We start from the raw sequence: 15,319 nt of genomic DNA on the forward strand, positions 1-15,319 counted from the left end.
CGAGGCGTGACGGTCAGCCCCCGGCGTACGGGCCGACCGCAGCGGGGGACCACGGCCAGGGCACGTCGTGGAAGGCCGCCTCGACCAGCAGCGCCTCGACGCCGCGCAGGAACGGCTCGACCCGTTCCGCCGGGAAGTACCGGGTGTCGGCGGTGACGACCAGCTCGACCGCACCGGGCGCGTCGAGCACCTGGACCCGGCAGCGCCACGGGAACCGCGCCAACTCCGGCAGCCAGCGGAACTCGCTGTGGCCGACCATCGCCCGCAGGGCGGTCTCGTCCGGGCCCGTCGCCGTCGGGTCGACGTCGCGCGCCAGCCGGGCGTCGTTGAGATAGCAGTACGCGGACAGGAAGGTCCGGTGGTCGTGGCCGAGGTCGGTGAAGGTGCGCTCCCACACGGCTGGGTCGTAGTACGCGTGCCGGTAGGCGTCCAGCGCTCCCCGCCGGGCCCGGGACAACAGCTCGGCGAAGCCGGGCCGGTCGGCCAGGTCGAGCCGAGCGACCCCGATCTGGTTGAGGGTGCCGACCGCGTCCTGGTGCCCCGGCTGGAAGCGGTTGCTGGCCATCACCACGATTCCGCAGGAGTCCTGCCCGCCGGTTCCGGACAGCCCGGCGGCGGTCGCCGCCAGCAGTACGTTCGAGGTGCTGACGGCGTTACCGGTGGCGACCAGGCCCGCCGCGTGGTGGACGGCGCGGGAGACCAGCGAACCACGACGGTAACGCGGCGAGGCGCCGGAGCCGACCGGATCGGAGAGGTTCGCCGCCAGGCCGGGCAACTGCCGCACCCAGTACGCCACCGCCCGCTCCGACCGTCGTCGTCCGGCGTCACGCTCCCGCCCGGCGAGGTCCACCGACTGGAGGCCGACCGGCGTGTCGGGCGTGCCGTGCCGCAGGAGCCGGCGCAGGTCACGCAGGACGACGTCGGTGGCGTGGAAGTCGACGGTGGCGTGGCTGAACACCAGCACGATCTGGCGTACCCGGTCGTCGACGGTGACCAGGGCGACCCGCAGCGGCCATTCGGCGACGTGGTCGAAGCGCGACGCGCGTAGCCGGGCGGCCAGCTCCGCCGCGAGGGCGCGGCCGTCGGGGTCGTCCACCGGGCGGGGTACGGCGTGCACGCCGACGGGAAGCCGTCCGGTGGCCGCCATCTCCTGGTGCACCTCGTCGTCCCGGCGACGGAACCGGGTGCGCAGCGATCCGTGCCGGGCGACGAGTGCGCCGAGCGCCCGCACCGCCCCGGGGACGGTGACCTCGGTCCGTGCCGACACGGCGAGCGTGCGGGGGAGGCTCAGCACCCGGTACGCCTCGGGGGACTCGAACTCCTCGACGGTCCGCCACATGGCGCGCTGCCCCCAGGTCAGCGGCGCGCTGGCGGGCCGTCCGGCCGCGAAGTCCGCGTACGCCGTCTCCTCGGTGCGGGACGGGACCGGCCCGGCGGGTGCGGGGGACGTCGGTGACCAGGGCCATCGCACGTCGTCGAAGGCCGCCTCGACCAGCAACTCCTCCATGCCTCGCAGGAACGGCTCGACGGAGTCCATCGCGAGGTGCCGGGTGTCGACGGTGAGCGTGACGCCCACCGCGTCCGGCTCGTCCACGACGTGCGCCAGCAGGTGCCAGGAGGCCGCGGTCAGCCCGGCGGTCCAGGAGAAGCTGCTCCGGGCCGTGGCGGCCCGCAACTCGTCCCGGGTCACCTCGGGTGGCTGGTCGAGGCCGCCGAGCGGCAGCCGGACGTCGTTGAAGTAGTGGTGCGGGTGGAACGCCGTCTCGTAGTCGATGCCCCGCTCCTCGAAGGCGTGCCGCAGCGCGGACGGCTGGTAGTACGCGTGCCGCAGACCGTTCAGCGACGCCGCCCAGACGCGGTGCAGCAGGTCGGCGAAGTCGGTGCACCCGGCCAGGTCCACCGCGCAGAAGCCGATCTGACCGAGGTTGGCGACCGCCTGCGCGTACTCGGTGCGGAACCGGTTGTGGGACATCGGGAAGAGGCCGGACAGCTCGTGTCCGGAGGTGCGGGCGGCCATCGCCTGGTAGCCGGCGAGCAGCGCGGCGGAGACGCTGACCCGATGCCGGGCGGCGACCAGCCGGGCGGCCCGGTCGAGGGCGGAGGAGACCAGGACGCCCCGGCGCAGGTGCGGCTCCAGCCCCGGCCCGGCCGGGACCAGCGGCTGCCGGGGGAGCCGGTCGAACTCCCGCAGCCAGTACGCCACCGCCCGCTGCGAACGCCGAGAGTCGGGCCCGTGCTGGAGTCGGGCCACGTCCGCCGACTGCGGTCCGGCCGGGGTGGGCAGGCCGCCGCGCAGCAGAAGCAGCCGCAGATCGCGCAGCACGATCTCGGCCGCATGAGCGTCCACGGTGGTGTGGCTGAACACCAGCACGATCTGGCGTACCCGATCATCCACAGTGACCAGTGCGACCCGCAGCGGCCACTCGGCCGAATGGTCGAACGCGACGTCGCCGAGCCGCTCGGCGGCCCGTCGTGCGGCCTGCGTGCCGTCGCTGGTGCCGTCGCAGACCAGCAGCGGGAACAGCCCGGTCGGAGCGATCTCCTGGCGGGCCTCGCCGTCGGAGACCGGGAGCCGGGTACGCAGCGCGGAGTGGCGGCTGACCAGGGCACCCACCGCCCGGGTCGCGGTCGTCACGGCCACCCCGGCGCGGGGGGAGACCGGCACGATCCGCCGCAGGTTGAGGAACCGGTGGTTGGAGCCGAACCGGGCGATCGAGCGCAGGAGGACCTGCTGGGCCCAGGTCAGCGGCGCCGTCCCGGCACCACCGCCGGAGAACTCGGCATAGCGCAGCGGCTCTGACGCCCACTCGGCGGGGATCACCGTATCCGCGAATCGCATTCCCGACGGTACGACGGTCCGTTCCGCCGCTGGATCGATCGATCGAGTCTTACACAGTGGACCGATCAGCCGATCCGACCTGTGGGACGCGAGATGCAGACTACTGACTCCCGTCCGTCATCGGATTGAGGCATAGCGTGACGAACGTCGACGTGCCGGCCCGAGACACCACCGTCATCCCGAAGGCGACTCCGCCCGCCGGAACGCCCCGACTCTCCTTCGGCCAGGAACGGATCTGGTTCACCGAACAGCTCGTTCCCGGCACCGCCGCGTACCTCGTCCACTCGACCGTGCGGCTGCGCGGCCCGCTCGACGTCGAGTTGCTGCGGGCCGCCGTCGACGCGACCGCCGCCCGGCACGACAGTCTCCGCATGCGGTTCACCGAGAACGCCGACGGCGAACCCGCCGTGCACGTCGCCCCCGACGTACGGGTACCGGTCACCGTCACCGCCGTACCCGACGAGGCCGACGCCCGCGAGCTGGTGGCCGCCTCGGTACGCACCCCGTTCGACCTCGGCGTCGCGCCCCTGGTGCGGGTGCTCGTCGTCCGGCTCGCCGACCAGGAACACCTGGTGCATCTGGCCATGCACCACATCGTCAGCGACGGCTGGTCGCTGACCCTGCTGCTCGACGAGATCGCCGCCACCTACGGCGCGCTGCGCGACGGCACGTCCCCGCCCCCGGCACCGGCCACCGGCTATTTGGAGTACGCCGCCTGGCAACGGGACCGCCTCGACGGACCGGCCACCGGGGACGGGTTCGCCTACTGGACCCGGGCACTGGCCGACGTACCCGCGCTGGAACTGCCCACCGACCGGCCCCGCCCGGCCGTGCAGTCGTACGCCGGTGCCACCCACCGCTTCGCCCTCGACGCCGACCTCACCGACGGACTCCGTCGGCTCAGCCGCGCCCACCGGGCCACCCTCTACATGACCCTGCTCACCGGCCTGCAAGCGGTGCTGTTCCGCCACAGCGGCCAGCGGGACTTCGCCATCGGCTCGCCGGTCGCCGGCCGGGTGGTGCCGGAGCTGGAGAACCTCGTCGGTCTCTTCGTCAACACCCTCGCCCTGCGCGCCGACCTCTCCCCGGTCGCCGCGACCGCCGAGCCCGCGACCGCCGAGCCCGCGACCGCCGAGCCCGCGACCGCCGAGCCTGCGACCGCCGAGCCTGCGACCGCCGAGCCCGCGACCGCCGAGCCTGCGACCGCCGAGCCCGGGACCGCCGACACCGCCGCCGTCGAACCAAGCTTCGCGACCCTGTTGCGGCGCACCCGCACCACCGTCGTCCGCGCCCTGGCCCACCAGGAGATCCCGTTCGAACGCCTGGTCAAGGACCTCAACGTCACCCGGGACGTGAGCCGCTCCCCGGTGTTCCAGGTGCTGTTCACCCTGCAGAACTACGCGGACGGCGGCACCCGGTGGCCCGAGGACCTGCACGTCGAGGGCGTCGGGACCGACGCGGCCACCGCCCGCTTCGACCTGTCGCTCTACGTCGGCGAGACCGCCGACGGGCTGCGCGGCATGGTCGTCTACAACACCGACCTCTTCGACGCCGCGACCGTACGCCGGCTGACCGCCGGTCTCGCCACGCTGCTGCGCGCCGCCGTCGCCCGGCCGGACCTGCCGGTCGTCGACCTGGACCTGCTCGACGCGGCCGAACGGGACCGGATGCTGGCCCTGGGCCGACCCGAGCACGACGCGGTGGCCGGGGTCACCGGCGCGGCGACCACCCTGGCCGAGCTGGTCGGCCCGCACGTCGCCGCCACCCCGGACGCCCCGGCGGTGGTCCTCGGCCCGGACACGCTCACCTACCGGGAGCTGGACCGGCGGGCCAACCGGCTCGCCCACTGGCTGCGCAGCCGTGGCGTCGGCCCGGACCGGCTGGTCGGGGTGCTGCTGGACCAGTCGGTCGACCTGGCCGCGACGCTGCTCGGGGTGCTGCGGGCGGGTGGGGCGTACCTGCCGCTGGACCCGGAGCAGCCCACCGCACGGCTGGGCCTGATGCTCGCCGACTCCCGCCCGACCGTGGTGCTGACCAGCCCCGACCTGCGGGAACGTCTGCCCGCCGAGGCGACCACGGTCACCCTGGACGAGATCGCCGCCGAGGTCGCGGCCCAGCCCGGCACCGCGCCGGAGACCGGCACCACCGGCGAGCACCTCGCGTACGTCATCTACACCTCCGGCTCCACCGGCACCCCGAAGGGGGTCGCCGTGGCACACCGGCAGGTGCTGCGCTACCTCGACGGGGTGGCCGACCGGTTCGCGGTCGTCCCGGCCGCCCGGTACGGGCTGATGCAGTCGATGTCGTTCGACTTCAGCGTCACCCTCTTCTATCTGGCGCTGGCCACCGGTGGCGCGGTGCACCTGCTGCCCCGCCGGTGCACCGGCGCCGAACTCGCCGAGCGGCTGCGCACCGCGCGCATCGACTACCTGAAGATCACCCCGTCGCACCTGTGGGCGCTGGCCGCCGACGTCGAGCCGGGGGAACTGCTGCCGGCCCGCGCGCTCGTCCTCGGTGGTGAGGCGTCCGAGCTGGACCGGGTCGGCCCGCTCGCCGCCGCCGGTCCGGCCCGCGTGTTCAACCACTACGGGCCCACCGAGGCCACCGTCGGCGTCACCACGTACGAGGTCACCGCCGACGCGCCGCCCACCGGGCCGGTGCCGATCGGCCGGCCCCTGCCGCACGCCCGGGTGTACGTGCTCGACGAGCGGATGCGCCCCGTCCCGGTCGGCGTACCCGGTGAGCTGTACCTCGGCGGTGACCGGCTGGCGCGCGGCTACCTGCACCGGCCCGGCCTGACCGGCGAGCGCTTCGTCCCCGACCCGTACGGTCCGCCCGGCGCGCGCCTGTACCGCACCGGTGACCTGGGCCGCTGGCGCGCCGACGGGCAGCTCGTCTTCCTGGGCCGTCGCGACCACCAGGTCAAGATCCGGGGCTACCGGGTCGAGTTGGGCGAGATCGAGGCGGCGCTGCGGGACTGCCCCGGGGTACGGCAGGCGGCGGTGCTGTTGCGCGACGACCGGCTGGTGGCGTACCTGGAACCGACGCCCGACGTGGCCGCGCCCGAGCCGGCCGCGCTGCGTCGGCGGCTCGCCGACCGGTTGCCCGAGCACATGGTGCCGAGCCGGTGGGTGTGCCTGGACCGGCTGCCGTTGCAGGAGCACGGCAAGGTGGACCGGCGGGCCCTGCCCGAGCCGGTCGACGACGGCCCGACCGGTGAGCGGGAGACGCCGACCGGACCGGTGGAGACGCTGGTGGCCGACGTCTGGCGCGCCGTCCTCGGGGTGGCCGAGGTCGGTGCCACCGACGACTTCTTCGAGCTGGGCGGGCACTCCCTGCTGGCCACCCAGGTGGTGGCCCGGCTGCGTCGGGAACTGCCCGACGTGGTCGACGGGGGCACACCGGTCAGCGTGATGGACCTGTTCCGCCACCGCACCGTACGCGAGCTGGCCCGGCTGGTCGCCGGGGACGGCCCGGACGGCGGCGGGCTGCTGCACGAACTGACCCCGCCGGTGCCCGCCGCCGCCCGGGTCGCCACCCTGGTCTGCGTCCCGTACGGCGGCGGCAGCGCGGTGGTGTACCAGCAGCTGGCCGACGCCCTGCCGGTCGGGTACCGGCTGCTGTCGGTGGCCATGCCCGGGCACGACATCGGCCTGGCCGACGACCCGGCACCCGTCGCGGAGGTCGCCGCCGACGTGGTCGCGGAGATCCTGCACCGGGTCTCCGGGCCGCTGGTCCTCTATGGACACTGCGGTCCCGGCGGGGCGTTGGCGGTGGAGGTCGCCCGTCGGCTGGAGGCCGCCGGCCGGGACCTGGAGGCGGTGTACCTCGGCGCGGTCTTCCCGTTCGCCCGGCCCGTCGGCGGTCTGCTCGGTCCGCTGCTGCGCCTGCGGTTGGCCGAACGCCTGCGCAGCGACCGGATCTACCGCACCTGGTTGCAGGCGCAGGGCACCTCCGTCGGGTCACTGGCACCGGACGAGGTCGCGTTCCTGATCCGCGCCATGCGGCACGACGCGGAGGTCTCCGAGGAGTACTTCACCGAGCTGATGCGGCAGCGGGTCGACCGGCTGCGCGCGCCGGTCGTCTCGGTGGTCGGCGAGCGTGACCGCAGCACCGACTTCCACGAGGAGCGCTACCGCGAGTGGCACTTCCTGACCGACCGCACCGCGCTCGTGGTGATCGACGAGGCCGGTCACTACTTCCTCAAGTACCGGGCCGTCGAACTGGCCGAGATCGTCACCCGCGTACACCGGCACCTCGCCGCGCCACCGCCGTCCACCGCACCGCCGTCCGCCGTGTCGCCCGGACCTGGCGCGCCGGTCCGCGCCGAGCCGGTCCCGCCGCCGGCCGCCTCGCCACGGTCGGACGGCGGGCAGCCCGCCTGGCAGCTCGCCGCCGTTTCTCACCGCGGACCGGACGGGCCCTCGGGCGGGAGCAGCGGTACGGCCACCGCGCCGCCGCCGAGCATGCGGCGCTTCGGGCTGGTCGCGGCCGGGCAGATCGTCTCCGGCATGGGGACCGCGCTGACCACCTTCGCGGTACCCCTGTGGATCTACACGCAGACCGGCTCGCTGGCCCGGTTCGCGCTCTTCGCGGTGCTCGCGTTGATGCCCGGCCTGCTCGTCGCACCGCTGGCCGGCGCGGTGATCGACCGGTTCAGCCGGCGACGCGTCCTGCTCTGCGCCTGTGTGGCCGCCGGGGGCGGCAACGCGGCGATGGCGGTGCTGGTGCTGACCGACGTCGCCGAGGTGTGGCACTTCTACCCCTTCACCGCCTGGCTGTCGGTGGCACTGGCGTTCCAACGGCTCGCGTTCGTCTCGGCGGTGCCGCAACTCGTGCCCAAGCGGTTCCTCGGCCACGCCAACGGCCTCGCCCAGACCGCTGTCGGCCTCACCCAGTTCACCGTCCCGCTGATCGCCGTGGCCCTGCTCCAGGCCGTCGGCCTGCGCGGCATTTTGCTCGTCGACGTGGCGTTCTACCTCTTCGCGATCGGTGTGCTGGCGGTGGTGCGCTTCCCGCGTACGCTCGCCCTGCGACGCCGCGAGAGCATCGGCGCGGAGATCGTCGCCGGGCTGCGGTACGCGCTGCGCCGCCGGGAGTTCCGCGCCATGCTGGCGTTCTTCGCCGCGCTGAACTTCTTCCTCTTCCCGGTGCTGTTCCTGCTCTCCCCGCTGGTGCTCGGCTTCGCCGACCTGACCGAGGTGGCGCGGATCGCGCTGACCGGCGGGGTCGGCGCCGCCACCGGCGGTCTGGTGATGCTGCTCTGGGGCGGCCCCCGTAAACGCCGGATGCGGGCGGTGCTGCTCGGCACGCTCGGTATCGCGGTGGCCGCCGTGGTGACCGGGCTGCGGCCGAACCTGCTGGTCATCGGCCTGGGCGCGTTCGGCATGTACCTCGCGCTCGCCATCGTCAACGGCGTCTACAACACGATCATCCAGACCAAGGTGCCGCCCCGGGTGCACGGGCGGGTCTTCGCGCTCAACCAGATGGTGGCGCAGTCCACCCTGCCGCTGGGCTGGGGTCTGGTCGCCCCGTTCGCCGCCCGGGTGACCGAGCCGATGCTGCTGGCCGACGGCGTGCTGGCCGGCACGGTCGGCGCGGTGATCGGGGTCGGGCCGGGGCGCGGACACGGGCTGCTCTATGTGCTGTTCGGGCTCTGCATCGCGGTGACGGCGCTGGTGTCGCTGGCCACGCCGGTGCTGTCCCGCTTCGACGACGAGGTGCCCGACGCGCCGCCGGACGACCTGGTCGGCATCGAGGAGCGCCGGGCCCGGTCGGCCAGCGCCGAGGACGAGCGGGTGCCGGTCGCCGTGACCGGCGGGAAGGCGGCCTGAGGTGGGTACGGCGTCAGCGGGCCGGGCCGTTCCCCGCACTGTGCCCGAGCTGCTGGACTGGCGGACCGCCCTACATCCCGAGCGGGTCGCGGTCGAGGTGCACGGGGTGGCCGCGTTGACCTTCGCCGACTGGTCCGCCGGTGCGGGTGCGGTCGCCGCCGCCCTGTCGCGTCGCGGCCTGCGTCGCGGCGACCGCGTGGGCCTCTGTTTCGGTGCCCGGGACTGGACCGGGTTCGCCGTCGCGTACGTCGGGGTGCTGCGCGCCGGTGGCGTCGCCGTGCCGCTCTCCGACCGACTCGCCGCCGGGCAGCTCGGCCATGCCCTGGAGCACTGCGCGGCCAGCGCCGTGCTGCACGGCGACGACACCCCGGCCCCGCCGGTGCCGTCCGGCCTGCCGGTCTGGTCCTGCGCCGAACTGTTGGCCGAGCCATCCCGGGGCGGTGCGTCGGTCGCCCGGCCCGGTGACCTCGCGCAGATCCTCTACACCTCGGGCACGACCGGACGGCCCAAGGGAGTCGCCGCCAGCCACGCCAACCTCACCGCCGGTGCTCCGCACCATCCGCGCCGGCTGGCCCTGGCCCACTCGGAACGGTTCCTGCACGCCTTCGCGATCGGCACCAACGCCGGGCAGACCATGCTGCTCAACGCGGTGACCGCGAAGGCCGCCGCACTCACCCTGCCCCGGTTCACCCCGGCCCGGTTCGCCCGGCTGGTCGAGGCCGCCGGGACCGGCACCGTCTTCGTCGTCCCGTCGATCGCCGTCGAGCTGCTCGACTCCGGTGCCCTGCGCGGGCGCGACACCAGCGGCGTACACCTGATCGGCTCCACCGCCGCGTTCCTCGCACCGGCGGTCGCGGCCCGGCTCGCCGAGACGTTCCCGCAGGCCACCATCGTCAACTACTACACCTCCACCGAGGCGGCACCGGCCCAGACCACGATGATCTGGGACCCGTCCCGGCGGGACGCGGTCGGTCGGCCGGTCGGCGGTCAGCTCATGGTCGCCGACGCCGACGGCAATCCGCTGCCCGCCGACACGACCGGTGACGTCTGGCTGCGCGCGCCCTTTCCCCGTTCCTACTACCGCGACGAGGCGGCCAACCGGGCCACCTTCCGCGACGGGTGGGTCCGGATGGGCGACGTCGGCCGGATCGACGCCGACGGCTACCTGTACCTCACCGACCGGCACCAGGACGTGATCAAGACCGGCGCGTTCAAGGTCTCCACCCTGGAGGTCGAGGCGGCACTGCACGAACATCCGCTGGTCGCCCAGGTCGCCGTCGTCGGTGTCCCGCATCCGGTGCTCGGCTGGGCCGTGGCCGCCGCCGTGGTGCCCCGACCACAGACCGAGCCGGGTGGGCTGTCCCTGCCCGTGCTGCGGGGATTCCTCGCGGACCGGCTGGCCGACTACCAGCTGCCCGCCCGGCTCCTGCTGCTCGACGAGCTGCCCCGCAACGAGGGCGGCAAGGTGCTCAAGCGGCAGCTCACCGACCTCTTCGAGAACTGACCACCACCCGCACAACCCTGGGAGCAGATGTGGGCACCGCCGAGGCGACCTCCGCACAGCACGCCGTCTGGTTCACCGAGCGGGCCGGGGTCGCCGGCACGGCCTTCCACATGGCGGTGGGCGTACGCTTCGGCGCCGCACTCGACCGTCGGGCCCTCGTCGCGGCCTGCGCCTCGGTGACCGACCGGCATCCGATCCTCGCGGCCAGGATCGTCGGCGACGACGACGGCACCCCGCACCTGGCACCGGCCGACAGCCGTCCGACGGTCGGATTCGGGGAGCTGACCGACGCCCGGGTGACCGAGGAGATCGCCCGGACGTACGACCTGACGGCCGGACCGCTGGCCCGGTTCACCCTGCTCACCGACGCCGACGACACGCACCTGCTGCTCGTCACCGCACACCACCTGGTCTTCGACGGCATGTCGAAGGACGTCCTGGTCCGGGACCTGGCCGCCGCGTACGCCGCCGTCCGCGACGGCACCATCGTGGACCCCGCACCCCGACCCGACGAGTACGCCGGCCTCGCCGCCGCCGAACAGCAACGCGTCGCCGTCGACCTGCCCGCCGCCCGCGACCACTGGGCGCGGCACTGGTCCGGGCCCGGCGACGTGGTCCTGCCCGGCCTGCGGCGGCTGCCCACCGGCGCGGAGCCCGGTGTCGCCGTACCCGTGGACCTGCCCACCGACCTGGTGCAGGGGCTCGACCAGAGCGCGCGGTCGCTCGGGGTGACCCGCTTCGAGCTGCTGCTCGCGGTGCTGCACGTGCTGCTCGCCCGCTACGGCAACCGGGGCACCCCGGTCGGGGTGGCGCTCTCCACCCGCACCCCCGACCAGGCCGACCGGATCGGCCTGTTCGTCAACGAACTGCCCGTCACCGCCGACCCGGGCGGGGGGACCTTCCGCGCGCACGCGCACACCGTCCGGGCCCGCCTGCGCGAGGTGTACCGGTACCGCGCGGTGCCGTTGGCCCAGGCCGTCTCCGGCCTGCGTCCGGCACCGGCGTCGACCCCGGTCAGCATCGGTTACCGGAGACGCGGCACCGCACCCGTCTTCCCCGGGGTGGCCAGCGAGGTCGACTGGACGATGTTCTGCGGTGCCGCCCGCAACGCGCTGCACGTCCAGGTGGTGGACGCGCCGACCGGTCTCACGGTCGGCCTCCAGCACAGCCCGGCGGCGATCGACACCGCCGCCGTGGGCCGCATCGGGGCACACCTGCGCACCCTGCTGGCCGCCGTGGTCGCCGACCCCGACCGGCCGGTGGCGGAGCTGCCGCTGCTGACCGCCGACGAGTTCGACCAGGTCACCCGGGCCTGGAACGAGACCGCCCGGGCGTACCCGGTCGACGCCACCGTGCCGGCCCTGTTCGCCGCCCGGGTCGCCACGGACCCGGACGCGGCGGCCGTGGTCGACGGTGACCGGACGCTGAGCTATGCCCAGCTCGACACCGCCGCCGCGCGACTCTCCACACTGCTGCGACAGCGGGACGTCGGTCCCGGCTCGGTCGTCGCGGTCGCGTTGGACCGTTCCTGGGAGGCGGTGGTGACCATGCTGGCGGTGTGGCGCTGCGGGGCCGCCTACCTGCCGGTCGACCCCGGCCACCCGCCGGCCCGCCAGCGGGCCGTACTCGCCGACGCGGCCCCGACCCTGGTGGTGACCGGTGTCGCCGCGCCGGACCCCGCCTGGCCCACGCTCGCCCTCGACCAGGCCGACCTGCGCGACGCCCCGAGCACGCCCGTCGCCGACCCGCCGCCGACCGCCGCCGACCTCGCCTACGTGCTCTACACCTCCGGATCGACCGGACACCCGAAGGGCGTGGCGGTGCGCCACGGAGCGCTGGCCAACCTGCTGCTCGGCGTCCGCGACGTGCTGGGCGGCGGTCCCACGCACCGGTGGCTGCACCTGACCTCGCTGTCGTTCGACATCTCCACGGTGGAGGTGTTCCTGCCACTGGTCACCGGCGGCACGGTGGTCGTCGCCTCGGACGTCAGCGCCCTGGACGGCGCGGCTGTCCGGCGGCTGATCCGCACCGCCGGTGTCACCCACGCCCAGGCCACCCCGTCCGGCTGGCGGGTGCTGCTGGAGGCCGGCCTCGGCGACCCGGCCGCGTCGGCGGACGGGGACGTCCCGCTGGTCGCGGTCACCGGCGGGGAGGCGTTACCGGTCGCCCTCGCCCGCGAGCTGCGGTCCCGCACCGCACGCCTGATCAACGGGTACGGTCCGACGGAGGCGACCGTGTACGCGACGATGGCGGAGATCCCGGCCGACCCCGACGAGGTCACCATCGGCCGGCCGCTGCCCAACGTCCGGGCGTACCTGCTGGACGAGGCGGGCCGGCCCACGCCCGTCGGGCTCCCCGGTGAGCTGCACCTGGGCGGTGCCGGGGTGGCCGTCGGCTACCGGGGACGTGACGACCTGACCGCCGAGCGGTTCGCCCCCGACCCGTTCGGCGCGCCCGGCGACCGGCTCTACCGCACCGGTGACCGCTGCCGGTGGCTGCCGGACGGGCGGATCGAGTTCCTCGGCCGCGCCGACGACCAGGTCAAGATCCGGGGGCACCGGATCGAGCTGGGCGAGATCGAGGCCCGGCTGCTGGAGCACCCCGAGGTCACCGCCGCGGCCACGGTGCTGCGGCGCGACGCCGACGAGCCCCGCCTCGTGGCGTACGTGGTGCCTCGGCCCGGTGCCGTACCGGAGCCGGCCGAGCTGCGTCGGCACCTGGCGTCGAGCCTGCCGACGGCGGTGCTGCCCACCGATTACGTGACGCTCGACCGGCTGCCGCTGAACCCGAGCGGCAAGGTCGACCGCGCCGCCCTGCCGGCACCCCGCGACGCCGTGACCGGCTCGCGCGGTGCGGGGACCGACTCGTCCGGCGGCGTGGGGACCCGGGCACCCGGTGGCCCGGAGGGCGACGGTGGTGACGATCCGGTGGTGGCGCAGCTTCGCCTGATCTGGCAGGAGGTGCTGCGGATCCCCGACATCGGCGTGCACGAGGACCTCTTCGACCTCGGCGGACACTCGTTGACGGTGACCCGGATCAGCGGCCGGATCCAGCAGCGGCTCGGGGTCGAGGTGCCGCTCGACGCCTTCTTCGACACCCCCACCATCGCCGAGATCGCCGACATCGTGCGGCAGTCCGGAAAGGAGTTCTGATGACGGCCGACCCCGAACTGCGGGCCCGGATCGCCCAGATGGTCAGCGAAGCCACCGCAGGGGAGGTCGAGGCGGCCGACCTCCTCGCCGGCGGGTCCATGATCGCGTTGGGCGTCGACTCCCTCGGACTGCTGCGCCTGGTCGACGCGATCGAGCTGGAGTACGGCGTCGAGGTCGAGCTGACCGGCGCCGGCCGTCGGCTGGACACCCTGGACGACCTCGTGGCGATGCTGGCCGACGCCGATCGGTGAGCGGGCTGCCCCGACCACCCCCGCTGACCGGTACGCCCCTGGCACCGGGCCGTCGTGGACCCGGTGCCAGGGGCTTGCAGTCAGCTCGCCGTGCAGGTCGGTGTCGGCGCGCTGGGCGTGCCGGTGGTGGAGCCGAGGAAGCCGAAGGTGGTGCTGGCCCCGGCGGCCAGCGTGCCGTTGTAGCTCACGTTGCGCGCGGTGACCGCCGAGCCCTGGCTGGTGACGGTCGCGTTCCACGCCTGGCTGACCGTCTGGCCACCGGCGAACGTCCAGGTCACCGTCCAGCCGCTGATCGCCCGACTGCCGGCCGTCACCCGCACCTCACCCTGGAAGCCGCCGGACCACTGGCTGGTCACCGCGTACGTGGCGGTGCAGCCACCACCACCCGGCGGGGGAGTGGTCGGGGGCGGGGTGGTCGGCGGGGGAGTCGTCGGCGGGGGCGTGGTGGTGGGGCCGCCCCAACCGGCGGTCGAGTCCAGCCAGGCCGCCCGGCGCAGCATCCAGTCCCGCATGACCTGCACCTGGCCCTGCCAGGTGGGGGCGGTCGGCGTGACGAAGAAGCTGACCATCCGGGTGGTCAGGTTGGGCCAGCGCTGGAAGTTGCGCTGCGCGCCGTTCGCCAGGGGTGCGCTCAGCGTGTTGATCCGGGCCTGCAACGACGCGTCGGAAAGCAACCCACGGCGCAGCGTCTGCCACCGCTGCCGCACCTCGTTGACGAAGGCCGGATCCCGCAGCAACTGGGTGAACCAGTCGTTCGCCACCGGCTGGCGGACCTGCTGGTGCTGCCATCCGGCGGTCTGGTCGTTGGCGAAGAAACCGCCCACGCTGAAGCTGAGGTCGTAGTCCCAGAGCGGACCGGCGAAGATCTTGGTGTCCCGGTCCTTGTAGAAGTACGCGCTGCGGACGTACGAGTCCATCTCGCGGCTGAGTTCGTTGAGGATGAGCTGGTCGATGAAGGAGTTCACGTCGATGTACGCCCGGTAGCCGCTGACCGGGTCGGCGAAGTTCGGTGCACGCAGCACGTTGTGGAACTCCTGGAGGTGGTTGCGCAACCAGTCCCGTTGCTCCGGCTGCAACGGCGACGGGTCGGCCACCTCCAGGTAGTTCCAGCAGGTCGCGGCCGGGCCGGTGCACGGCAGGATCGGCTCCTCGGCGGCCATCCACTCGAACTTCCAGATGTAGCCGCCGGTGATCCTCGGCAGCGTCCGGTCGTCGGCGCGCAACTGCTTGAGGTCGAGCCGGTTCTTGGAGTTCTTGATCGTCTCGACGATCATGTAGACGCCCATGTAGTCGTCGGCCCCGACCGGCCCGGCGTCGGTGTTCAGATAGAACTCGGCGAAGGCGTAGCGCGGGGCGGGCAGCCCCATCTCGCGACCGAGGTCGTAGACGAACGCCTCCCGGATCAGCGCCTTGTCGGTGAACGGCCCGCGCAGCACCCAGTCCGAGTCGGCGGGCATGCCGAGCACCGGGTAGTCCGCGTCGTCGTCATCGTTGTCCCAGAACTCCAGGCGGAACGGCGTCTTCTCGAACGTCGCCGAGGACTGGCCGCGAAGGCGGAACCCGGCCCGGGTGGCCACGGTGGGCGCGGCGGCCAACGAGGTGGTGCCGCCGCCCGGCTCGAAGATCATCGTGGTGGCGTCGAAGTACTCCCGGTCCGGCCGCCCGGCACCGTACGAGTCGATCAGGACCACCGGCAGGTCGTGGGCGGTGGTGGTGTTCTGGGCGACGTACATGGCGGT

The 15,319-nt window shown here is 74.0% G+C and carries 6 protein-coding genes; 4 read left to right on the forward strand and 2 right to left on the reverse strand.

The window, feature by feature from the left end:
• Positions 1 to 13 precede the first annotated feature (13 nt).
• Positions 14 to 2,839: a condensation domain-containing protein gene (locus ACWDVW_RS27535; RefSeq protein WP_449954413.1), complete on the reverse strand. Its 2,826-nt coding sequence runs from the start codon at positions 2,837 to 2,839 to the stop codon at positions 14 to 16.
• A gap of 137 nt (positions 2,840 to 2,976) precedes the next feature.
• Here ACWDVW_RS27535 and ACWDVW_RS27540 point away from each other — a divergent pair, with 137 nt between their 5' ends.
• The 4 genes from ACWDVW_RS27540 to ACWDVW_RS27555 are packed head-to-tail and all read left to right on the forward strand — an operon-like array spanning position 2,977 to position 13,580.
• Positions 2,977 to 8,673: an amino acid adenylation domain-containing protein gene (locus tag ACWDVW_RS27540; RefSeq protein ID WP_449954416.1), complete on the forward strand. Its 5,697-nt coding sequence runs from the start codon at positions 2,977 to 2,979 to the stop codon at positions 8,671 to 8,673.
• Between the two features lies 1 nt (position 8,674).
• Positions 8,675 to 10,177, forward strand: coding sequence for a class I adenylate-forming enzyme family protein (locus ACWDVW_RS27545; RefSeq protein WP_449954418.1), 1,503 nt, complete (start codon positions 8,675 to 8,677; stop codon positions 10,175 to 10,177).
• A gap of 29 nt (positions 10,178 to 10,206) precedes the next feature.
• Positions 10,207 to 13,329 carry a non-ribosomal peptide synthetase gene (locus ACWDVW_RS27550; RefSeq protein ID WP_449954421.1) on the forward strand — a complete coding sequence of 1,041 codons (3,123 nt, stop codon included), beginning with the start codon at positions 10,207 to 10,209 and terminating at the stop codon, positions 13,327 to 13,329.
• Positions 13,329 to 13,580, forward strand: coding sequence for a phosphopantetheine-binding protein (locus ACWDVW_RS27555; RefSeq protein ID WP_396748458.1), 252 nt, complete (start codon positions 13,329 to 13,331; stop codon positions 13,578 to 13,580). The genes ACWDVW_RS27550 and ACWDVW_RS27555 overlap by 1 nt, the downstream gene beginning before the upstream one ends.
• Before the next feature lie 80 nt (positions 13,581 to 13,660).
• Here ACWDVW_RS27555 and ACWDVW_RS27560 read toward each other — a convergent pair whose 3' ends face one another.
• On the reverse strand, positions 13,661 to 15,313 hold the full coding sequence (locus ACWDVW_RS27560; protein WP_449954451.1) for a CotH kinase family protein: 1,653 nt from the start codon (positions 15,311 to 15,313) through the stop codon (positions 13,661 to 13,663).
• Positions 15,314 to 15,319: the final 6 nt, after the last annotated feature.

The sequence above is a fragment of the Micromonospora sp. NPDC003241 genome, from assembly GCF_053589795.1.